The following is a 20,245-nucleotide window of genomic DNA, read 5'->3' as shown; positions in this document are numbered from 1 at the left end:
TACCTGCGTTCGGCCTCGGGCTGAATGGGGCAGTCAGATCAAGATCAAAGGCAAGAGCACAGCGGCCTACAGGCCGGCTTGAGTGTTAAAAGCCAGATCAAAAGCCAGAGCGAATGCAGAGCTGCTTTTCTGTGGGAGCGGGCTTGCTCGCGAAAAACCAGAGGGCGCCGCGTTGAATCAGGATACCCACGTCATCGTTAACGACCTTCGCGAGCAAGCCCGCTCCCACATTTGGACTGTGCCCGCTCTTGATTTCGGTGTTGCTGTTGCTTCACCACACTCAAGCCGGCCGGGCTGGCCGGAGTGGGCACACCGAGCCCAAGCGAGGTGCCGAGTGGTGAGGCAAGAGCCTTTTGGTGGACTTTTGGCTGGGCCGGCATTCCGGGTCTTTTAAAAAGTGACCCGCTGTAAGAGCGGAACCATAAGCAGCCACTATTAAAATAACGGATATGCCCACCGCCCAGCTCAAGCCCGACCCACCTCAACAACCCTCCCCGAAGCCCCAATCCTGCGCAACAAAGGCAACACCTCCGCCCCCACATGAATCGACTCTTCCAGATGCGGAAACCCCGAGAGAATAAAGCTGTCCACCCCGAGCTGGTGATACTCCTCGATCCGCTCCGCCACCCGCTCATAACTCCCCACCAACGCCGTCCCGGCCCCGCCCCGTACCAGGCCCACACCGGCCCAGAGGTTGGCCGAGACCTCCAGCTCCCGCGCCCCACGCCCACGGCCTTTCATCAACTCGGTCTGGCGACTCTGACCCACCGATTCATACTTGGCCATCTGCCGCTGCGCCTGGTCAATGGCGTCCTTGGGTATCTCCTCCAACAGCCGCTCCACATGCGCCCAGGCCGCCTCGTCAGTGCGATCGGCAAAGATGTGCAAGCGCAACCCAAAGCGCAACGTCCGGCCCTGCATCGCGGCCAACTCACGCATCCGCACCACCCGCTCGGCAATCATTGCCGGCGGCTCACACCACATCAGGTACGTCTGCCCATGGGCAGCCCCCACCTGCTCGGCAGCCTCGGAGGCACCCCCAAAATAGATCGCCGGCACCTCGGCCCCAGGCGCCACCGGCGTGCTGATCCCACTGCGGTAGTAGCGTCCCGGATGCGCCGGCTGCTTGCCAGCCCACACCGCCTGGAACACCTGCAAAAACTCCGCAGTACGCGCATAACGCTCATCGTGTTCGAGAAAATCCCCCAACGAACGCTGCTCAAAACGGCTGGACCCCGTCACCACATGCAACGCCAGGCGATTCTCGCTCAGCAACTGCAAGGTCGCCGCACGGTGGGCGGTATAGGCTGGCAGCTCCATGCCTGGTCGCAACGTCAGGAGGAATTTAAGCCGTCGCACTTCCTGGGCCAGCACCGCGGTAATCAGCCACGGATCCTCGAAACCGCTGGCGGTGGGCACCATGATCCCGTCGAATCCGGCCTGTTCGGTAGCCCGCACAATCTGGCGCAGGTAATCGAGGGTGGGGGCACGTTCGCCTTGCTGGAACAGCCCGACCTTGGGCAGGCCACTGCTGGTGAGGTGGCGACCGTCGCCATTGGTGGGCAGGAACCAGTCGAGCTGGATCGGGGGGCGAACCTCAGTGTTCATGGTGCAGTCGCTCCTTGTGCAGGCCGTGTTGAAAAAGCAGCGGCAGGATCTGTTCACCAAAGCGCAGCACTTCGCCGACCGCCGGGCCGCCTTGCAGGATGATGTGGCCAAGGCCCAGGCCGTGCAGTTCCTGCAGGCGCGTGGCGATTTGGCGGGGCGTGCCCACCAGGATCAGCGGTTGGCCAGGGTGCAGTTGCAGCAGGTTCGGGTGGATCTCCCACTGGCGCAACGGGTGTCGGTCGCGGGGCACGGTGGCGATGCGGTGGTTGGGCAGGTCCTGGGTCGGCAGCCGGGCGGCGGCGGTTTCCCAGGCCAGGTCCTCGCTGTCGCCGATGACCAGGCCGAAGGTGCAGGCAAAGGCCAGGCCCGGCTGAAGCTGGCGCCAGCGTTGTATCTCCTGGGCCAGCCACTGCGGATGCCCAGGCCGCARCAGGCACACCTGGGCGTGGCCGGCCACCAGCGCGTGGCTTTGGCTGTCGTCCAGCACCAGTGGCGGCGCGGGCAGTTCGCGGCGGGCGACGCCGGCGTTTTCCAGTTGGAAATAGCGGCCTTGATAATCCAGGCCGCCGTCATTCGGTGCCAGCAGTTGTTGGAGAATCTCCAGGTATTCGCCGATGCGTTCGCTGCGCTGGTCGCGGTTCAGCCATTCGCCAAACGCACTGCGCAGGCTGCCTTGTTCGCCGTCGGGCAAGTGCAGGCGCACCCGGTGGCTGCTGATCGATTGCAGGCTTTGCAGGGTGGTGGCCAGTGCCGCCGGCAGCATGACTTCCGGCGGTACGCTCACCGACAATTGCACTCGTCGGGTGTGGGCGCACAACGCCGCCGCCACCCCGAGGCTGTCGGCACACAGCGCGCCGCCGGGGATCCACAGGCCGTCGATGCCGGCGTATTCCACCGCCTGGGCCAGCTGGATCCATTGCCCCGGCCGCGCCGCCCAGTCGGGGGTACAGAGGGGCATCAACCAACTGAATTCAAGGGGCATACACGGGCTCCATAGTTTGGCATCAGCATCACGCGTCGTCGTAGCAGCTGTCGAGCCCCGGCGAGGCTGCGTTCGCGGTGTATCTGACACACCGCTACGCAGCCTCGTTTCACTCGACAGCTGCTACGGGAGCTGACGCTTTCAGGGCGTTTGATCATCCTACTCTCGTCCTCGCCATCCGAGGGCCGGGGCGATGTCCCGGGCGATGATTTCCAGGCGCTTGAGGATCTGCGCCTGGGTCGAGCTTTCAGCCTGGACCACGGCGATCACGTAGTCAGCATAGGGCAGCAGGGATGGGTCCTGTTGCAGGCTGGCGATCACTTCGTCGGGATGGCCGTGGTGCACGTTCATCAGGCGCAGGTGCTCCTGCAGGTCCACGGCTTGATCAATCAGGCCCTCGCGTTGCAGGCGCGGGATGTGGCGCTCGATATCCACCGCCAGTTCCGCTTGGGCACTGGCGCGATCCGCTGCCGGGAAAATTGCGCGCACCACGCCGATTCTCGGTGGGCGATCGGTGCGGTTCCAGGCGTTCAGGTAAGCATCGGCCAGGGGTTTCTGCACCGTCAGCGGATCGTGGGTGGCGGTGCCCAGCAGCAGGCCGTTGCCCTGGCTGGCGGTGTATGCCGCGCCTTCGAGGCTGCCGTGGGAGTGCCACAAGCGGCTGCTCAAGCCGGTTGCTGGCGGTTGCAGGGTCAGCGGGCTATGGGGCGTCAACGGCTCGCCGTCGAGTAACTGCTGGGCCTGCTGCTGGTGGTCGCTGAAGTCGACCTGGCGTTGCACGGCATCACGGCCAAACGCGCTGAAATTGTCGAGGTTGGCGCCGCCGCTGCCCAGGCCCAGTTGCACCCGGCCGCCGCTCAGGGCATCGAGCACACTGGCGTCTTCCGCCAGGCGGATCGGGTCTTCGAAAGGCAGCACGATCACTCCGGTGCCCAGTTCGATATGCCGGGTTCGCTCGGCCACCGCCGCCAGCAATACCAGCGGCGACGGCAGCCGGCCAAAGCCATTGCTCAGGTGGTGCTGGGCAATCCAGCCACCGTCGAAACCCAGGGCCTCGGCGACTTCGAATTGTTCGATCAGGTCGCGGTAGACCTGCTGTGGATCGTCACCAAAGGCGTGGCTGAGAAAGCCCAGTTTGAAGCTCATGTCAGGGTTCCTTGGGGCAGTGTCGGTTGCCAGCCGAGGGCCGGGGCGATCTGTTCGCGGATGATTTCCAGGGCGCGGATCGCCTCCCGCAGCGGGGTGCTGGCGGTCTGTACTTGCAGCGCCAGGTGGTCGTTGGCCGTCAGGCTCGGGCCTTGCTGCAACTGCTCGATGATCTGCTCGACCGGACCGTGCAGGATGCCGAGGCGCCTGAGGGTGGTGTCGAAATCATCATCCACCGGCGCCTTGTACACGCCGATGCTCTGTTGGCGTTGCACGTAGGCCTGGATATCGTTGCGCGTGGCGGCGTCCGGGTTCGGGATCAGCGCCTGTACCCGGGTGACGCGGGGCGGGGTGCCGTTGTCACCGGTCCAGGCGTTGCGATAGCGGTTGACCAGTTCTACCCCGGCTTCAGGCGGCAGGTGCGGGTTGGGCGCCATGATCAGGCCGTGGCCGCGCTCGGCCACCAGTTCCACCCGTGAGGTGGCTTCCCAGATTCGCTGCCCAAGGCCGGCTGCCCGTGGCAACAGGCGCGAGCCGCTGTCGGTCAGTGGTGCGTTGCCCAAGGCATGGATTAACTGTTGCAGGTGCTGCTCATAGTCGCGGTGGCGCGCCTCAGGCTCACGGCCGAATGCCGTGAACGTGTCGGGATCAAAACCCGCACCCAGGCCCAGCTCCAGCCGGCCATTGCTCAACAGGTCCAGCACTGAGGCGTCTTCCGCCAGGCGCAGCGGCGCTTCCTGGGGCAGCACGATTATCCCGGTGCCCAGGCTGATCCTGCGGGTGCGCTGGGCGATGGCGGCGAGCAATACCAGGGGCGAGGGCAGGCGGCCGTTCTCGCTGGCGAAGTGGTGCTGCGCCACCCAGCCACTGTCAAAGCCCAGCTCTTCGGCGACCTTGAACAACTCCACGGTGTCGCGGTAGACCTTGGGCTCGAAGCCGGGGCTGTAGACCCGGCTGAGAAACCCCAGGGAAAAACTCGAACTCATGGCAGCACCTCGCGGGCCAGTTGTGTTTGCAGCGCGGGACCGGCATTGATCGACTCCGGCAGGCCGCTGAACGGGCTGATGGTCAGGTAACCCTTGTTGAGCCATACCGCCTCATCCTGCTTCTGCTGCTCGGCGGTGGCGGCGGGGCTGTACTGGAAGCCGATGCCCGGCTTGCCCCGCAGCTTGAATTGCTTGAGGTCGTCGGTGTACACCGCTTCAAAACCCACATAGCTGCCGATGCGGGTGAGTTTCACGCCCTTGATCTGTGGGGCTTTTGGCAGGTTGATATTCAGGCCCAGGCCCTTGGGCAAGAGCGCGCCGTCGGGCTGGCGATGCTGGTCCAGGGCATTGACCAGCTTCGCCACCAGCAGTGCCGCGCGTTGTGGGTCTGTCTCTTTCAAATCGGTGCTGACCGCCAACGCCGGAATGCCCGCCTGCACCGCGACACTGGCGACGTTGAAGGTGCCGGAAGCGCTGTTGATCGCCCCCAGGTTATTCCCGGGGTTAGGGCCGACGATCACCAGGTCGGGGTGGGGTATGACTTTTTTCAGGCCCATCAGCAAGGCCATCACCGGCGTGCCGCTGATTTCGATCTGCACGTCTTTGCCGGCGCATTCGGGGCTTTGGCACACGCCGTTTTCAGTGGTGCTGATGTAGTAACTGTCGGGGTAGGCCGGGTCGTCGTCATGGCCAACGGTGACTTCGCGACCAAAGAAAAACGCACCGCCCCGTGCGCTCTGGTCGGCCTGCGGTGCGGCAATCCGCACTGTATGCCCCTGGGCCTTGAGCTCGGTGTACAGGGCGCGAATATTGGGGTGCTGATAACCGTCGTCGTTGCTCAGCAAAATGTTCAGGGCAAAGGCCTTCGAGACGAACAGGCTGCCGACGGCCAGCATCCATGCGCTGTGCTTCATGGTGTGACTCCCTGGGTAAAGCGATTGGCCGGGCGCGGCAGGCCGAGGTTTTCCCGCAGGGTGGTGCCTTCGTATTCGGTGCGGAACAGCCCGCGTTGCTGCAGCAGTGGGATCACCTGCTCGACGAACAGGTCGATACCGCCCGGGAAGTACGGGAAGAACACATTAAACCCGTCACAGGCACGGGCTTCGAACCACTGCTCGAAGAAGTCGGCGATGTCTTCGGCGGTGCCGATCACCGGGTTGCCGGCGGTCAGGTGCAGGTACAACTGGCGGATGCTCAGGTTCTGGCTGCGGGCCAGTTCCAGTAGTTTGTCGCGACGGCTGCCGCGCTGGCCTACCGGGGTTTCCGGCAGCGGGCCGTCGAGGTCGTGGCCCGACAGGTCGATGTCATCGCCCAGGGTGTCGGCCAGGAAACGCAGGCCCAGCACCGGGTCCACCAGGGCCTGGAATTCTTCGAACAGCGCCTGGGCCTGTTCGCGGGTTTCGCCAATAAACGGGGTGACACCGGGCAGGATCTTGATGTGGTCGGGGTCACGGCCAAAGGCGGCGGCGCGTTGCTTGATGTCTTGATAGAAAGCCTGGGCGCCCGTGAGGTCATGGTTGACCGCAAAAATCAGCTCGGCGACGCGGGCGGCGAGGGCCTTGCCGGGTTCCGACGCACCGGCCTGTACCAACACCGGATGGCCCTGTGGGGGGCGCGCGACGTTGAGTGGGCCACGTACGGAAAAATGTTCGCCGCGATGATTCAGGGTGTGCAGTTTGGCCGGGTCGAAATACTCCCCGCTGGCCTTGTCGCGGGTGAAGGCGTCGTCGTCCCAACTGTCCCAGAGGCCCTTGACCACGTCGTGGAATTCTTCGGCGCGCTGGTAGCGGTCGCCATGGTCGATATGGGTTTCGCGGCCGAAGTTCCAGGCCTCATCCGAGACCACCGAGGTCACCAGGTTCCAGGCGGCGCGCCCCTTGGACAGGTGATCGAGGGAGGCGAACTTGCGGGCGATATGGTACGGCTCGTTGTAGCTGGTGGTGGCGGTGGCGATCAGGCCGATGTTGCTCGTGACGGCTGCCAAAGCGGCCATCAGGGTCAAGGGTTCGAAGTGTTCGGCACGGGCAGTGCGGCTGAGGGCGTCGTGATGATGGCCCCATAAGGCGACCACGTCGGCGACGAACAAGGCGTCGAATTTGCCGCGTTCGGCGGTTTGCGCGATGTGTTTGAAGTGCTCGAAATCCAGGCTGGCATCCGCCTGGGCCAGGGGGTGGCGCCAGGCCGATACATGGTGGCCGCTGTTGGCCAGGAAGGCCCCCAGCTTGAGTTGATCGGTACGTCGGGTCATGGACAGGCTCCCGCAAAAGGTCAGGCGCAGGGCCGGCGAACCGGCCCCGCGGGCTGGGTCAAAAGGCGTACGTCACGCCGGTGTACCAATAGCCACCGGTGGTGCCGTAAGGCGAAAAGGTACCGTACGGGAAGCCGCCGGAGCTGCTTACCAGGTCGGTGCGTTTCGGGTATTTGTTGAACAGATTGTTGGCCCCCGCATTCAGGGTCACGGCTTTGGTCAGGTGGTAGTCGATGTTCAGGTCGGTGATCCAGGTCGGCGCGAAGTTGCGGTCGTAGATCTCGGCGGTGCCGTACTCGGTGTACGAGCCGTAGCGGGTCAGGTTGAGGCTGGTTTCGACTTTGTCGTAGGTCCAGGTGGTGCCCAGCAGCAGCTTGGATTGCGGCAAGCCGTACTTGAGGTTGCCCTGGCGCTGGCGGCCATAACCACCGTCCGGGCCGAGGGCCTGTGTGGCCACGGTCGAGGCGTGGATCGAGTCAATCTGGGTGGTGTTCCAGTTGAAGCCGGCGCTATATTTCAGGCTGCCATAGGCACCGATGTCCTGGCGGTAGTCACCCACCAGGTCGACGCCACGGGTCGTGGTGTCGAGGGCGTTGGTGAAGTAGGTCACCGCCTGGTTCGGGTTGAGCCCGGCTGCGGCGAGGATCGCGCTGATCTGCGGCGTACCGCCCAGGTAACCGGTCTGGGCGATGCGGTCCTTGATCACGATCTGGTAGGCATCCAGGGTGATGTTGGTGTTGTCAGTGGGTTGCAGGGTCAGACCGATGCTGTAGTTGGTCGACTTTTCAGGCTTGAGGGTGGTCGCGCCCAAGGCCTTGGCCACATCGGAGTTCACCGCCACGTTGCGGTAGTCGAACAGTTGCCCGTTGACGCTGGTTTGCGAGGTGGAGCTGTAGATCTGCTGGGCCAGGGACGGTGCGCGGAACCCGGTGCTGACGGTGCCGCGCAAGGCCAGGATCGGGGTCAACTGGTAGCGGGTGGAGAACTTGCCGTTGGTGGTGGTGCCCGAGCCGTCGTTGTAGTGCTCGTAGCGCCCGGCCAGGTCCACATGCCATTTGTCGGTGAGGTCCTGGCCGATCTCGCCGTAGCCCGCGAGGCTGATGCGGCTTTTTTCGGCGGCGTCGGCCGGGGTGGTACCGGCACCGGAAATGGTCCCGGGTGGAATGATCGCGCCGTTGGCACCGGTGTCGAACGGCCCGCTGGCGTAGGAGGCGAGGTCTCCCTTGCCGATCTTGTAGTCTTCGTAGCGCTGTTCCAGGCCCCAGGAAATCTGCGTCGGCTTGTACAGGCCGAGGTCGAAGGCGCGAGTCAGGTCGAGGTTGTTGGTCCACTGGCTGAAAGTTTTTACGCCGGTGTCGACCGAGGTCGGTGAGTTCGGGCCGTAGCTCAGGTTGTAGGTGTCGGTGAGGGTGGCCCGGGCATGGTCCTGGCCGTAGGTGCTCGACAGGTCATAGTCCCAGCCGGCGGCCTGGCCCTTGCCGCCGAACGCCACCTGGAAGTCGTCTTCGATGAAGCGCAGGTTGTCTTCGATACCTTCCGGGTACGGGGTCTGGATGCCGTTGAACGACGGCGGCTGGTGGAACGCCAGGGGCTTTTCCGAGTTGCGGTGGGTGTAGGTCGAGAACGAGTACAGGGTCAGCGCGTCGGCGACCGGCAGCTCGGCGTTGTAGCCCAGGCTGAAGTTCTTCGCCTCGGGCAAGCCGGTGCCGTAGTAGGTGTGGCGTTGGCTGGTGTTGCCGGCACTATCGGTATATGGCGCCGCATCGGAACGGTCCGAGACGTCCTGTTTCTTCACGTCCAGGGCGAGGTTGATGAAACCGTCGTTGGGCAGGGCCAGGCCGACATTGCCGGTTTGACGCACGGTTTCGCCGTCGCCGTTTTCATAGTTCTGGCCGTAGGTGGTGGACAAGCTGCCGCCGTGGTCGGTTTGCTTGAGCACGATGTTGATCACGCCGCCGATGGCGTCCGACCCGTATTGCGCCGAGGCGCCGTCACGCAGGACTTCGATGTGATCCACCAGGGCGGTGGGGATCATGTCCAGGTCCACCGGTTGCGAGCCGGAGTTGAGGGAGGTGGCGTTGTTCAGCAGCGCACTGTTGTGGCGGCGCTTGCCGTTGACCAACACCAGCACCTGGTCGCCGTTCAAGCCGCGCAGGCTGATGGGGCGCACGATCGAGGTCGAACCGAAGCCCGACGAGGCCGGCTGGTTGAGGGACGGCAGCACCTTGCTCAAGGCACGGGTCAGGTCGCCCTGGCCGGTGGCGAGCAATTGCTTGGAAGAAATCACGTCCACCGGCGCCGGGCTGTCGGCCAGGGTGCGGGCCTGGCCACGGTTGCCAATTACCACGACGGTGTCCAGGGGGTTATCGCTGGCCGGGGCGTCGGCGGCGAGGGTCAGGCTGCTGTAGCTGACGGCCTCGCACAGGGCGAGGAACAAAAGGGTATGGGCGAAGGCCTTGCCGGGTTGGCGGCGGCCTGCGGCGCGGGATGGATTCATGATGTGCAACACTCCAGTGTGGTTAGGCAACGGGCCTTGTTCGAGGGCGGCTTGTTAAGTTCAAGCTCTGGTGGAGGCAGGAGAGCAAAGGCTGTGCCATCGCTGAAAAGTCTTGGATAACAAGGAGTTGTTGGAGGGTTTGCGGGGCGGGTGGTGTTTTTCTAACAGGCGGGAGGGCAGGGTGTTGGTTTTTGTGCAGGGGATTTTTTCGCGAAGCTGCTAGCGTACGCTGGGCCGGGGGAGCGCCTCCTTGGCACACCCCTTGCTCTCCCCACGCCATACCTAAACCCAAGGAAGCTTTTCTGTATGCCTAGACCTGGCCCGCGCAACGCCCTCACTGATATTCCCGGCCTGGAGGTTGGCCACGCCACAGACCTGTACGCCGACACCGGCGTCACGGTGATCCGCCCGGATGGTTTCTGGACTGCCAGTATCGACATTCGCGGTGGAGGCCCAGGTGGTCGCGAAACCGCGGCGCTGGAGCCGGAGAACATGGTGGGTCAGCTGCACGCCTTGGTGTTTGCCGGTGGCTCGGTGTTTGGCCTGGGGGCGGCGGATGCGGTGGCGGCGAAGTTGTCCCAGGACCAGGTGGGGTTGCATTTGAAGCCGGGTGCGCCAGCGATTCCTATCGTGCCGGCGGCGGTGTTGCATGATTTGGCGAATGGCGGGGACAAGGATTGGGGCCTGGAGCCACCTTACCGACGGCTGGGGTTTGAGGCGCTGGCCAATGCCGGTCCGGAGTTTGAGCTGGGCTCTGTCGGGGCCGGGCGTGGGGCGATGGCCGGGGTGTTGAAAGGTGGGCTGGGGACGGCGTCCCTGGATTTGGGGGATGGGTTGGTGGTTGCCGCGTTGGTGGTGGCTAACCCGATTGGTTCGGTCTACATGCCGGATGGGGAGACGTTCTGGGCGTGGCCCTGGGAGGTGGCGGGGGAGTTTGGTGGGGCGCGGCCGGTGACTGAGATGGATTGCAGTGATCCGATGCCGGAGTTGTCGCGGCTGGATTCCATGGGGCGCCTGCAAGCAGGAGCCAATACCACGCTGGTAGTGGTCGCGAGTACGGCGCGGTTGACGGTGGCGGAGTGCAAGCGGGTGGCGATCATGGCGCAGGACGGGATTGCCCGGGCGGTGCGGCCGGCGCATTTGCCGTTTGATGGGGATACGGTGTTTGCTCTGGCCTCTGGGGCGGTGGAGGTGGCGGATGGGCCTCGGCGGCAGGTGGATATTGGGCGGATTGGGTCGGCGGCGGCTGATTGTGTGGCTCGGTCGATTGCTCGCGGGGTGTTTGCTGCGCGGGCTTGAGGGCTGAGTACATATCCGTTATTTAGGTAACGGCCGCCTAGGGTTCCGCTCTTACAGCGGGTCACTTTTGAAAAGCGCAAAAGTAACCAAAACGCTCTGCCCCGCCTGTCGGCACCTCGCCTAGGCTCGGTGTTCCCTCACTCCGGTATTGCTCCGCGGGCCGCCGCGACGGGCCATCCTTGGCCCGGCGCGGCTAAACCGGCGTCCTGCCGGTTTACCCGCTCCGCAATACCTGCGTTCGGCCTCGGGCTGAATGGGGCAGTCAGATCAAAAGCAGATCAAAAGCACAGCGGCCTCCCGGCCGGCTTGAGTGTTAGAAGCAGAGGCAAGATCCAGAGCGAAAGCAGAGCTGCTTTTCTGTGGGAGCGGGCTTGCTCGCGAAAAACCTGAGAGCGCCGCGTTCATCCAGAATGCCAGCGTCATCGTTAACGACCTTCGCGAGCAAGCCCGCTCCCACATTTGGACCGTGCCCGCTTTAGCTTCTGATTTTGCTGTTGCTGTTGCTTCACCACACTCAAGCCGGCCTGTAGGCCTCTGTGCTCTTGATCTGCTTTTGATCTTGATCTTAGGCGCCCCGTTAAACCACGCTGGCCGAACGCAGGCTTTGGAGCGTGGGTAACCCGGCAGGACGCCGGGTTAGCCGCGCTGGGCCAAGGATGGCCCATCGCGGCGGCCCACGCTCCAAAGCCGGAGTGAGGGCACACCGAGCCCAAGCGAGGTGCCGAGTGGTGGGGCAAGAGCGTTTTGGTTACTTTTGCGCTTTTCAAAAGTGAGCCGCTGTAAGAGCGGAACCCTAGGCGGCCGTTACCTAAATAACGGATATACCCCCAATCCGCGCCCGCGCCCGCAGCGCCTGCTCAGGCAACCCCAGCGCCTCATACACCACCACCAAAGCCCGATTCGTCGGCACATCCAGCCCGTCATACCGCCGGCGTAATTCCAGCGCCTGCTGCGCCCCGAACCAATCCCCAACCCGCAACCGTGCATCCAGCTCCACCTGCGCAAACAAATCCCGCTGGGCGTGACTCCCGCCAATCTCATTTAGCCGCGGCAACGCAATTCCCAACTGCTCCAGGGCCCGCCCAGCATCGCCCCTGGCATGCGCCAACAACCCCTCGGCCAACGGCAAAGTGACTTCCCCCCACACCGGCCGCGCACCAAGGCTGTGCCTGCGCAAAGCCGCCAACAACTGATCCGCCTCAGGCTTGCCCGCCCGGGCCAACCCATACAGATACTGCACACTCAAAAACGGCTGAACCGCATCCCCAACCCGCCGCTGCAGGTAAGGCGCCAACGCCTGCCACCGCTCACCCACATCAATCCCGGCCAACTCCAGCCGCGCCAGCAACGACACCGCGCCCACCTGGTCCTGGGAGTACTCCGGCAAGATCCCCCACACATGCCGGTCATAAATATCCAGCACCCGCTGGTCCTCACCGCGTGCCAGATAAAACAACGCCAGGTGCCACCAGTTATGGGTGTACATAAACGAGTTCAAACCGTCCCAGTGATGCTTCACCCCCTCGAGAAACCCGATGCCTTCCTCGATACGCCCCTGAGTCAGCATCACATGGGCCAGCGCGTGATGAGCCCACGGCTCGGACGCTTGCAGGCGCAAGGCTTCCCGAGCACTGGCCTCGGCTTCCTCCAGCAAATGACACTGCTCATACGCAAACGCCAGTAACCCATGACTGTGGGCGATATCCGGCGCGCCGGCGGTGGCTTTCAAACCGATACGCAGCAGCGCCGGCCAGTTGCCCCGGTTGAATTCCAGATACTGGTTGAGCTTGGCCGCAAGCAGGTCCCGCGGATAAAGATCCAGTAGATGCTCACTGAGGCGCAGCACGTCATCCAGCTCGTCGTTGATCCAGGCTTGCAGTACTTGCAGATACACAAGCGCCCGGGGATGTCGAGAATTCACCGCCGCCGCCCGCTGGCGGTACTTCTCGGCCAGCACAGGGCCCTCGGGCGACTCGATAAACATCAGCAACAGCCCGGCAAATCCACTGGCCAGCGCTGAATCGGGGTCGGCATCGGCGACCGCGAGGATGCCCTCGGCACGGGGCTGGTAGCCGAGGAAGCCGCCGACGAAATCATCCAGGCCCTGACGGGTGGCGGGGTTGAGGGTGTCGATGGGGTTGCCCAGATAATCCAGTGACATGCGCTTCAAACTCATGGGTTCAGATAGCGGTTAGACGGGCAAACCTTGTGCCAGTGATGGGTCCCTCAAACTTCAAACCTTACCGTAGCAGCTGCCGAGCCTTGGCGAGGCAGCGTTGGCGGGTTACCTGACACACCGCAGACGCAGCCTCGCCAAGGCTCGGCAGCTGCTACGCACAACCATTTCTCAAGAGGGCGGGCTGTTGCTTTTTCCACACTCGTCCCGGCCACTGTGGTTTTTTCATCACTGCGGTGGCCCCTGACCGCCGCAAACCCAAGGCCATCGCCCCATGGCACAGCCCTTGCTAAATCCCTGACAAAACCTTAGTCAAGGAGTCTCCATGCGCCCTTTATCTTTTCGCCGTGTCCTTTCATACCTGGGACTTGGCGCCGTGCTGCTGGCCGGCACCGCTCAGGCGCAACCCCATGACGGCGGCGTGCTGAACCTGGTGGCCCAACCCGAACCGCCGTCGCTGATGCACGGCGTGGTCAGCCACGTGTCCACCCAGTACGTCAGCGGCAAGATCCTCCAGGGCCTGCTGACCTTCGACACCGACCTGAACCCCAAACCGGTATTGGCCAAGGCCTGGACCGTTTCCCCCGATGGCCTGACCTACACCTTCGATTTGCAGGACAACGTGCGCTGGCATGACGGCCACGCCTTCACCGCCGATGACGTGGTGTTCAGCTTCCAGGCCTTCTACCCCGAAGTGGACAAGCGCCTGGGCGGGGTCTTCACCGAGTACGTCGACAGCATCACCGCAAAAGGCCCGCTGCAGGTGGTGTTCCAGCTCAAGAAACCCTTCGCGCCGTTGCTCTCGGCCCTGGGCAGCGGGCTGCGGCCTGTGGTACCCAAGCACCTCTACGAGAACACTGACTTTCGCAACAACCCCTATAACCTCAAGCCTGTCGGCACCGGCCCGTTTGTGTTTGTGGAGTGGAAACGCGGCGCCTATATCAAGCTGGCAAAGAACCCCGACTACTGGAAAAAGGGCCTGCCACACCTGGATGCGATCATCTTCCACGTGATCCCGGACGGCTCGTCCCGCGCTGCGGCTTTCGAGCGCAACGACGTGCAGGTGCTGCGCAGCGGTGATGCCGACTATTCCGACCTCAAGCGCCTGACCGCCTTGCCAGATGTGCAGTCGTCGGAAAAAGGCTGGGAGCTGTATTCCGGCCTGGCCTTCCTGCAGATCAATACGCGCAAGCCACCGCTGAACAACCCCAAGGTGCGCCAGGCGATCCTGTATGCGCTGAACCGCCAGTTCATCGTCGATAACATCTTCTTCGGTTCGGGCAAGGTTGCCCCCGGCCAGTTCGTGTCCACCTCGCCGTACCATGACCCGCAATTGCCGCAGTACACCTATGACGTGAAAAAAGCCAAGGCGCTGATTGCCGAGTCCGGCGTGGACGTGGGTGCCGTGCGGATTCGCCTGCTCAACGGCGAGAAGGGCGGCGCCTGGGAGCGCTTGGCCGAATACACCAAGCAAGCCCTGCAACCGCTGGGCTTCAAGGTACAAGTGGTGACGTCCGACGCCGCCACCTGGTTCCAGCGAGTCAGCGATTGGGACTTCGACCTGACCTACAACTTCATCTTCCAGATCGGCGACCCGTACCTGACCAACGCCTACCTGTACCGCTCCGACTACATCCTCAAGACTTCGCCGTTTGCCAACGTCAGCGGCTACAACAGCCCCGAGGCCGATGCCCTGTGGACCCAGGTCGCCAACACCCCGGAAGGCCCGGAACGCACCAGGCTCTATAGCCAGTTGGAAAACGTGCTGAACACCGACCTGCCGATCGCGCCGATCTTCGAAATGCGCTACCCGACGTTGTTCCACAAAGAGGTGAAGAACCTGCTGCAAACCGCCACCAGCCTTAACGAAGACTACGAAAGCGTCTACCTCGACGCGCCTGCACCATGAACGGGTTGCTGTATTTCAGCGGTCGCCTGCTCAAGGCACTGTTGATGATTGTGGCGGTGCTGGTGCTGGGCTTTTTGCTGATCCGCCTGGCGCCGGGTGATCCGGCGCTGCTGTTGGCCGGCGAGGCAGGGGTGGACGATGTGCAGTTCATCGAACATCTGCGCCAGACCATGGGCCTGGACAAGCCGTTGCTCACGCAGTTGCTGATCTACCTGGGCAATATCGCCCATCTGGACCTGGGTTATTCCTACCGCAACCAGACCCCGGTGTGGTCGCTGATTGCCGAGCGTTTGCCGGCGACCTTGGCCCTGATGGGCTCGGCATTTTTGCTCTCGTCGGTGCTTGGCGTCACCCTGGGGACGTTGGCCGCCCGGGCCCGGCAGAAGCGTCACTGGCTGGATGGCGTGATCTCCCACGGCGCATTGCTGCTGTATGCGATGCCGCCATTCTGGCTGGCGATGCTGCTGATCCTGTTGTTCTCCGTCAGCCTCGATTGGTTGCCGGCGTTTGGCATGGAAACGGTGGCGCAGGACTTTTCCCTGCTCGACCGGCTCAAGCACCTGCTGCTGCCGTGCGTGTCGTTGAGCGTGCTGTTCCTCGCCTTGTATATCCACCTGACCCGCGCCGCCGTGCTCGACGCCCTTGGCCAGGAATACGTGCGCACCGCCCACGCCAAGGGCCTGCACCCGCGGCGGATTTTGTACGTGCATGTGTTGCGCAATGCGCTGTTGCCGGTGGTGACCTTTGCCGGTTTGCAACTGGGCCAGTTGGCCAGCGGCGCGTTGCTGGTGGAGGTGGTGTATTCCTGGCCGGGGATTGGTCGCTTGATGTACGACTCGCTGGCCCAGCGTGACTACGGCGTGTTGATGGGCGGTTTCCTGGTGATCTCGATTCTGGTGGTGGGCTTTAACGTGTTGACCGATGTGATCTGTCGTTTTCTCGACCCGCGTATCGGTGCAGGAGTGCAAGGCTGATGCTGGTTTTCCGACGTTTTGTGCGCCAGCCTGCGGCGTTGATCGGTGCGCTGTTTTTGCTGCTGCTGACGCTGTTGGCGATCGCCGCACCCTGGCTGACCAGCAGCTCGCCATGGGAGATGAACAGCCAGCCGATGCTCGCGCCATTCCACGACCCGGCCCATTGGCTGGGCAGTGACCTGCTCGGTCGCGACCTCGCCAGTGGCCTGCTGTACGGCGCGCGAGTGTCCCTGGCCGTGGGGGGGCTGGCCAGCCTGGCGACCCTGGTGGTGGGCCTGCTGGTCGGCGCGGTCGCCGGCTATTTCGGTGGCTGGCTCGACGGTGTGCTGATGCGCATTGCCGAGTTCTTCCAGATCATTCCGCAACTGGTACTGGCGGTAATCCTGGTGGCGATCCTTGAGCCGTCCCTGTTCTCCATCGTGCTGGCCATCGCACTTGTAGCGTGGCCGGCGGTGGCACGGTTGGTGCGCAGTGAGTTCCTGACCCTGCGCCAGCGCGAATTCGTGCAGGCCGCGCGGGTGCTGGGGCAGTCGCCGCTGGGGATCATCGTCCAGCAGATCCTGCCCAACGCCCTGGCGCCGTTGCTGGTGACCATGACCTTTGTCATGGCCACGGCGATCCTCACCGAAGCGGCCCTGGCGTTTCTCGGCTTGAGCGACCCGGAAGCCATGAGCTGGGGCTACATGATCAATGCCTCCCGTGGCTTGCTGCGGGACGCCTGGTGGATGAGCTTTCTGCCGGGGTTGGCGATTGTGCTGTGCGTGCTGGCGGTCAATCGAGTCGGCGAAGGTTTGCGTGTGGCCTTTGAGCCCGGGAGGTCGCTATGACGTTGTTGAGTGTTGAGCATTTGCGCATTGCCTTGCCGGCCGGTGCCGACCGCAGCCATGCGCTGTATGACCTGTCACTGCAACTGAACCGTGGCGAATGCTTGTGTGTGGTGGGTGAATCCGGTTCCGGCAAGTCAATGCTGGCCAGGGCTTTGCTGCGCCAGTTGCCGGACTCGCTGAAGGTAGAACGCGGGCGTCTGGTGTTTCGCGACGAAGACCTGGCCGACCGCAGCGAGGAGGCCATGCGTCAACTGCGCGGGCGGGATATCAGCATGGTATTCCAGGAGCCCATGAGCGCCCTCAACCCACTGTTGCGGGTGGGCGAACAGATCGATGAAACCCTGCGCGCCCATGGCGTGGCAGCGGCACGGGTGCGGCGTCAGCGGGTGGTGGATTTGCTCGGTTATGTCGGCTTGCCCGACCCTGAGCGCTTGCGACTGGCGTATCCGTTTGAACTGTCCGGCGGGCAGCGTCAGCGGGTGGTGATCGCCATGGCCCTGGCGTTTGATCCGGCGCTGTTGATTGCCGATGAGCCGACCTCGGCGCTGGACGTGACCACCCAGGCGCAGATTCTCGACCTGCTGCGCAAGATCCAGCAGGACAAGGGCATGGCGCTGTTGTTTATCACCCACGACTTTGCCGTGGTTGAGGCGATTGCCGACCGGGTATTGGTGCTGGAAAAGGGCCGGGTGGTGGAGCAGGGCACGGCCCCGACGGTGTTGCGGGTGCCCCGTGAAGACTACACCCGGCAATTGTTGGCGGCGGTGTCGGCGCAACCGCTGGTACCGCGTACACAGGTGGCCGGTCCGGTGGTGCTCAGGGCCGAAGCGCTGGGTAAGGTATTCAGCAGTCGTAGCGGTTGGTGGGGGCGGCGTACGACTCAGGCGTTGGACGCGGTTCAGCTGCAATTGCGTGAAGGCGAAACGTTGGGGATTGTGGGGGAGTCGGGGTCGGGCAAGTCGACCCTGGGCCGGTGCCTGGTGCGTCTGTTGCGCGCTGACAGCGGGCGGATTGAGTGGTTGGGGCGGGATGTCGCGGGGCTGTCTGAAGGGCGGCTGCGAGCGTTGCGCAGTGATGTGCAGATGATTTTCCAGGATCCGTTTGCGTCGCTCAATCCACGGCAGACAGTGGGGCAGATTGTTATGACTGGGCCTTTGGTGCAGGGGGTTTCCAAGGCGGATGCCGAGCGGCGGGCCCGTGAGTTGCTGGGGTTGGTGGGGTTGCCGGCAGCGGCGTTTGAGCGGTTTCCCCATGAGTTTTCTGGTGGGCAGCGGCAGCGCATAGGCATCGCCCGGGCGTTGGCGGTGGAGCCTAAGGTGTTGATCGCTGACGAGTGTGTGTCGGCGCTTGATGCATTGATCCAGGTGCAGATTCTGGAACTGCTGGAGTCGCTGCAGCGGCGGTTGAAGTTGAGCATTGTGTTTATTACTCATGACTTGCGGGTGGCTGCGCGGTTGTGTGATCGGATTGCGGTGATGCGTCAGGGGCGGGTGGTGGAGCAGGGGGAGACGGCGGCGCTGTTTGCTGATGCGCGGCATCCGTATACGCGGGAGTTGTTGATGGCTGAGGCGATCTGACTTGGGTTGTTGGGGTTGGGGGCATATCCGTTATTCAGGTAACGGCCACCTATGGTTTCGCTCTTACAGCGAGTCACGTTGCAAAAGCGGCAGAGGCGACCTGAGTGTTAGAGCAAAAGCAGAGCCGCTTTATGTGGGAGCGGGCTTGCTCGCGAAGAACCTGAGAGCGCCGCGTTGAATCAGGATGTTCGCGTTATCGTTAACGACTTTCGCGAGCAAGCCCGCTCCCACATTTGGATCGTGTCCGCCTTTGATTTTGCTGTTGCTTCACCACACTCAAGCCTGGGCGAGGTGCTGAGTGGTGGGGCAAGAGCGTTTTGCTTACGTTTGACTGGGCTGGCATTCCGGCTGTTCAAAAGTGAGCCGCTGTAAGAGCGGAACCGATACAAGCCATCACCTGAATAACGGATATGTACCCAACCCTTTCACTTATTGAGAAACCTCCATGCCGACCTCTTTCACCGAACTGCCAGTGATCCAGGGCCAACAACTGGAAATCCGCCCCAACCGTCACCTGAGCATCACCCATCACGCGGGCACCACCCAACCCGACACGGTAGTGTTCTTCTGCCACGGCGCCGGCGGCAACAAAGACCAGTGGCGCCACCTATGGCAAGCCCTGAAAAACGAGGGCTACAGCCTGGTCGCCTGGGACCTCCTGGGCCACGGCGCCAGCGCAAAACCCTATAACCCAGAGGCCTATGCCTGGCCCGAACTGGTCGCCGACTACCTGGAAATCCTCAAACGCTACAGCGGCCCCCGCAACCTCATCGTCGCCCACTCCTTCGGCACCGGCCTGAGCCTGAGCGCCTTGCTGGCCAACCCCGCGATCCCCATCGAAGCCGCATTACTGCTGGGCACCCAACTGAACCGCCCCGGCAAAAGCGGCGGCCTGATGCGCCTGCCCGCATGGATGTTGGAATGGCTGCGCCCAACGCTGGCCAAAGGTTTCCGCCAGGCCGCATGGAATGCCAAGGCCGACCCCGCACTGGTCGCCTACGAAGAAAAACTCACCGAGCGCAACCCGCTGTACATGTTCAAGGCCCTGATGAAAAACGTCCAATGGCCAGACGCCAATGCACTGCTCACCCTGACCTTGCCCGTGAGTGTGCTGGCCGGCGACAGCGACGGCCTGACCCCAGCCAGCGGCGGCGAAGCACTCGCCCGGCATTTGCCCAATGCCGAGTATCAGTTGCTGCCCGAATGCGGCCACCAACTCATGCTGGAAAAACCCGATGAGGTATTGGCCGCGTTTCACCGTCTGCAGTCAGCTCAACGTGACGGCAGTTTCCAGCGCTCACGGTAGAGGTCGTACTGCGCCGCCGGCAGTTGCACCAGCACCGGGTTTTCTCGCGGGTCCAGCCAGGCAAACAATGCCTGGATATTCACCGGCTCCATCGCCGTACAGCCCAATGTCCCCGCACTGACGCTGCGCCAGATATGCAGGAAAATACACGAACCGCCGTTGGCTGAAGCCGGGGTGTTGTGCTCGACAAAAATCCCCTGGCGGTACAGCTGATCCTTGCGCAGCATCCGCTCGGAGCTGGTCCAGTCCTTGTTCACCACCGAGCGGTCGACCAGGGTGTTGTAATGGCTGGACTGGCTGTCATCCACGCATTCGCGGGTGGCGGTGCTGGCGGTGTAAGGCAACCGGGTATCGGCGGTGGGGGCGTAGCCGAAGGCGCTGCCGAGCTTGAAGATGCCGGCCGGGGCCTTGCCATCGCCTTCATGCTTGAGAGGCTGCTGGTCGGGGGTTGGCGTGGTAAGGCCGGTGCCCCAGGCCATGCCGTTTTTGCCCACCACGATGGCAAACGGTTCGCCGACTTTCTGAAAGCCTTGCCCATGCCGCTCATAACGTTGTGCGGTGCCCTGAAGGGCGTTCCAGTCCGGGGTGGTGACCACGATCAGTTGCCGGCTGTCGTCGGGGATTTGCGCGAGCGCCACGTTTGAAAGCAGCGTCAGCAGCGCCGCGCAGGTTTTGATGAGCGTGTTCAACGTCGTTCAGTCCTTGAAAAG

General features: G+C 63.3%; 15 protein-coding genes. 6 read left to right on the top strand and 9 right to left on the bottom strand.

The window, feature by feature from the left end:
- Positions 1 to 465: 465 nt before the first annotated feature.
- The 7 genes from AU074_RS17150 to AU074_RS17120 all read right to left on the bottom strand — a co-directional run bounded on the left by AU074_RS17150 (position 466) and on the right by AU074_RS17120 (position 9,467).
- On the bottom strand, positions 466 to 1,608 hold the full coding sequence (locus AU074_RS17150) for an LLM class flavin-dependent oxidoreductase (RefSeq protein ID WP_076015730.1): 1,143 nt from the start codon (positions 1,606 to 1,608) through the stop codon (positions 466 to 468).
- The gene (locus tag AU074_RS17145; protein ID WP_076015729.1) at positions 1,598 to 2,590 is read right to left on the bottom strand and encodes an LLM class flavin-dependent oxidoreductase; all 993 of its coding nucleotides are present in this window, start codon (positions 2,588 to 2,590) and stop codon (positions 1,598 to 1,600) included. Before AU074_RS17145 ends, AU074_RS17150 begins: the two co-directional genes overlap by 11 nt.
- A gap of 159 nt (positions 2,591 to 2,749) precedes the next feature.
- Entirely contained in the window at positions 2,750 to 3,736 is a 987-nt protein-coding gene (locus AU074_RS17140) for an LLM class flavin-dependent oxidoreductase (protein ID WP_076015728.1), read from the bottom strand.
- Positions 3,733 to 4,722, bottom strand: coding sequence for an LLM class flavin-dependent oxidoreductase (locus AU074_RS17135; protein ID WP_076015727.1), 990 nt, complete (start codon positions 4,720 to 4,722; stop codon positions 3,733 to 3,735). The genes AU074_RS17140 and AU074_RS17135 overlap by 4 nt, the downstream gene beginning before the upstream one ends.
- A complete protein-coding gene (locus tag AU074_RS17130; protein WP_076015726.1) occupies positions 4,719 to 5,636 on the bottom strand; it encodes a 5'/3'-nucleotidase SurE in 918 nt (305 codons plus the stop codon). The genes AU074_RS17135 and AU074_RS17130 overlap by 4 nt, the downstream gene beginning before the upstream one ends.
- Positions 5,633 to 6,970, bottom strand: coding sequence for an LLM class flavin-dependent oxidoreductase (locus AU074_RS17125; protein WP_076015725.1), 1,338 nt, complete (start codon positions 6,968 to 6,970; stop codon positions 5,633 to 5,635). Before AU074_RS17125 ends, AU074_RS17130 begins: the two co-directional genes overlap by 4 nt.
- 58 nt (positions 6,971 to 7,028) lie before the next feature.
- Positions 7,029 to 9,467: a TonB-dependent siderophore receptor gene (locus AU074_RS17120; RefSeq protein ID WP_076015724.1), complete on the bottom strand. Its 2,439-nt coding sequence runs from the start codon at positions 9,465 to 9,467 to the stop codon at positions 7,029 to 7,031.
- A gap of 306 nt (positions 9,468 to 9,773) precedes the next feature.
- On the opposite strand from AU074_RS17120, the gene AU074_RS17115 reads away from it, so the two are divergent.
- A complete protein-coding gene (locus AU074_RS17115; RefSeq protein ID WP_076015723.1) occupies positions 9,774 to 10,766 on the top strand; it encodes a P1 family peptidase in 993 nt (330 codons plus the stop codon).
- 808 nt (positions 10,767 to 11,574) lie between these two features.
- Here the strand turns inward: AU074_RS17115 and AU074_RS17105 are convergent.
- Positions 11,575 to 12,927: a tetratricopeptide repeat protein gene (locus AU074_RS17105; RefSeq protein WP_076015722.1), complete on the bottom strand. Its 1,353-nt coding sequence runs from the start codon at positions 12,925 to 12,927 to the stop codon at positions 11,575 to 11,577.
- Positions 12,928 to 13,267: 340 nt separating this feature from the next.
- Between AU074_RS17105 and AU074_RS17100 the strand changes: the two genes are divergently transcribed.
- From AU074_RS17100 to AU074_RS17080, 5 genes are all read left to right on the top strand, one after another.
- Positions 13,268 to 14,851, top strand: a complete 1,584-nt coding sequence (locus AU074_RS17100; protein WP_076015721.1) for an ABC transporter substrate-binding protein — start codon at positions 13,268 to 13,270, stop codon at positions 14,849 to 14,851.
- Positions 14,848 to 15,825: an ABC transporter permease gene (locus tag AU074_RS17095; protein ID WP_076015720.1), complete on the top strand. Its 978-nt coding sequence runs from the start codon at positions 14,848 to 14,850 to the stop codon at positions 15,823 to 15,825. Before AU074_RS17100 ends, AU074_RS17095 begins: the two co-directional genes overlap by 4 nt.
- On the top strand, positions 15,825 to 16,652 hold the full coding sequence (locus tag AU074_RS17090; RefSeq protein WP_076015719.1) for an ABC transporter permease: 828 nt from the start codon (positions 15,825 to 15,827) through the stop codon (positions 16,650 to 16,652). The genes AU074_RS17095 and AU074_RS17090 overlap by 1 nt, the downstream gene beginning before the upstream one ends.
- Entirely contained in the window at positions 16,649 to 18,229 is a 1,581-nt protein-coding gene (locus tag AU074_RS17085) for an ABC transporter ATP-binding protein (RefSeq protein WP_076015718.1), read from the top strand. Before AU074_RS17090 ends, AU074_RS17085 begins: the two co-directional genes overlap by 4 nt.
- A gap of 445 nt (positions 18,230 to 18,674) precedes the next feature.
- Positions 18,675 to 19,535 carry an alpha/beta fold hydrolase gene (locus AU074_RS17080; protein WP_076015717.1) on the top strand — a complete coding sequence of 287 codons (861 nt, stop codon included), beginning with the start codon at positions 18,675 to 18,677 and terminating at the stop codon, positions 19,533 to 19,535.
- On the opposite strand, the gene AU074_RS17075 is transcribed toward AU074_RS17080, so the two are convergent.
- The gene (locus AU074_RS17075; RefSeq protein ID WP_076015716.1) at positions 19,502 to 20,224 is read right to left on the bottom strand and encodes a L,D-transpeptidase; all 723 of its coding nucleotides are present in this window, start codon (positions 20,222 to 20,224) and stop codon (positions 19,502 to 19,504) included. The genes AU074_RS17080 and AU074_RS17075 overlap by 34 nt on opposite strands.
- Positions 20,225 to 20,245: the final 21 nt, after the last annotated feature.

It is taken from the genome of Pseudomonas sp. ATCC PTA-122608, from assembly GCF_001952855.1.
Taxonomy (GTDB): Bacteria; Pseudomonadota; Gammaproteobacteria; order Pseudomonadales; family Pseudomonadaceae; genus Aquipseudomonas.
This window is presented reverse-complemented; position numbering and strand designations above follow the sequence as displayed.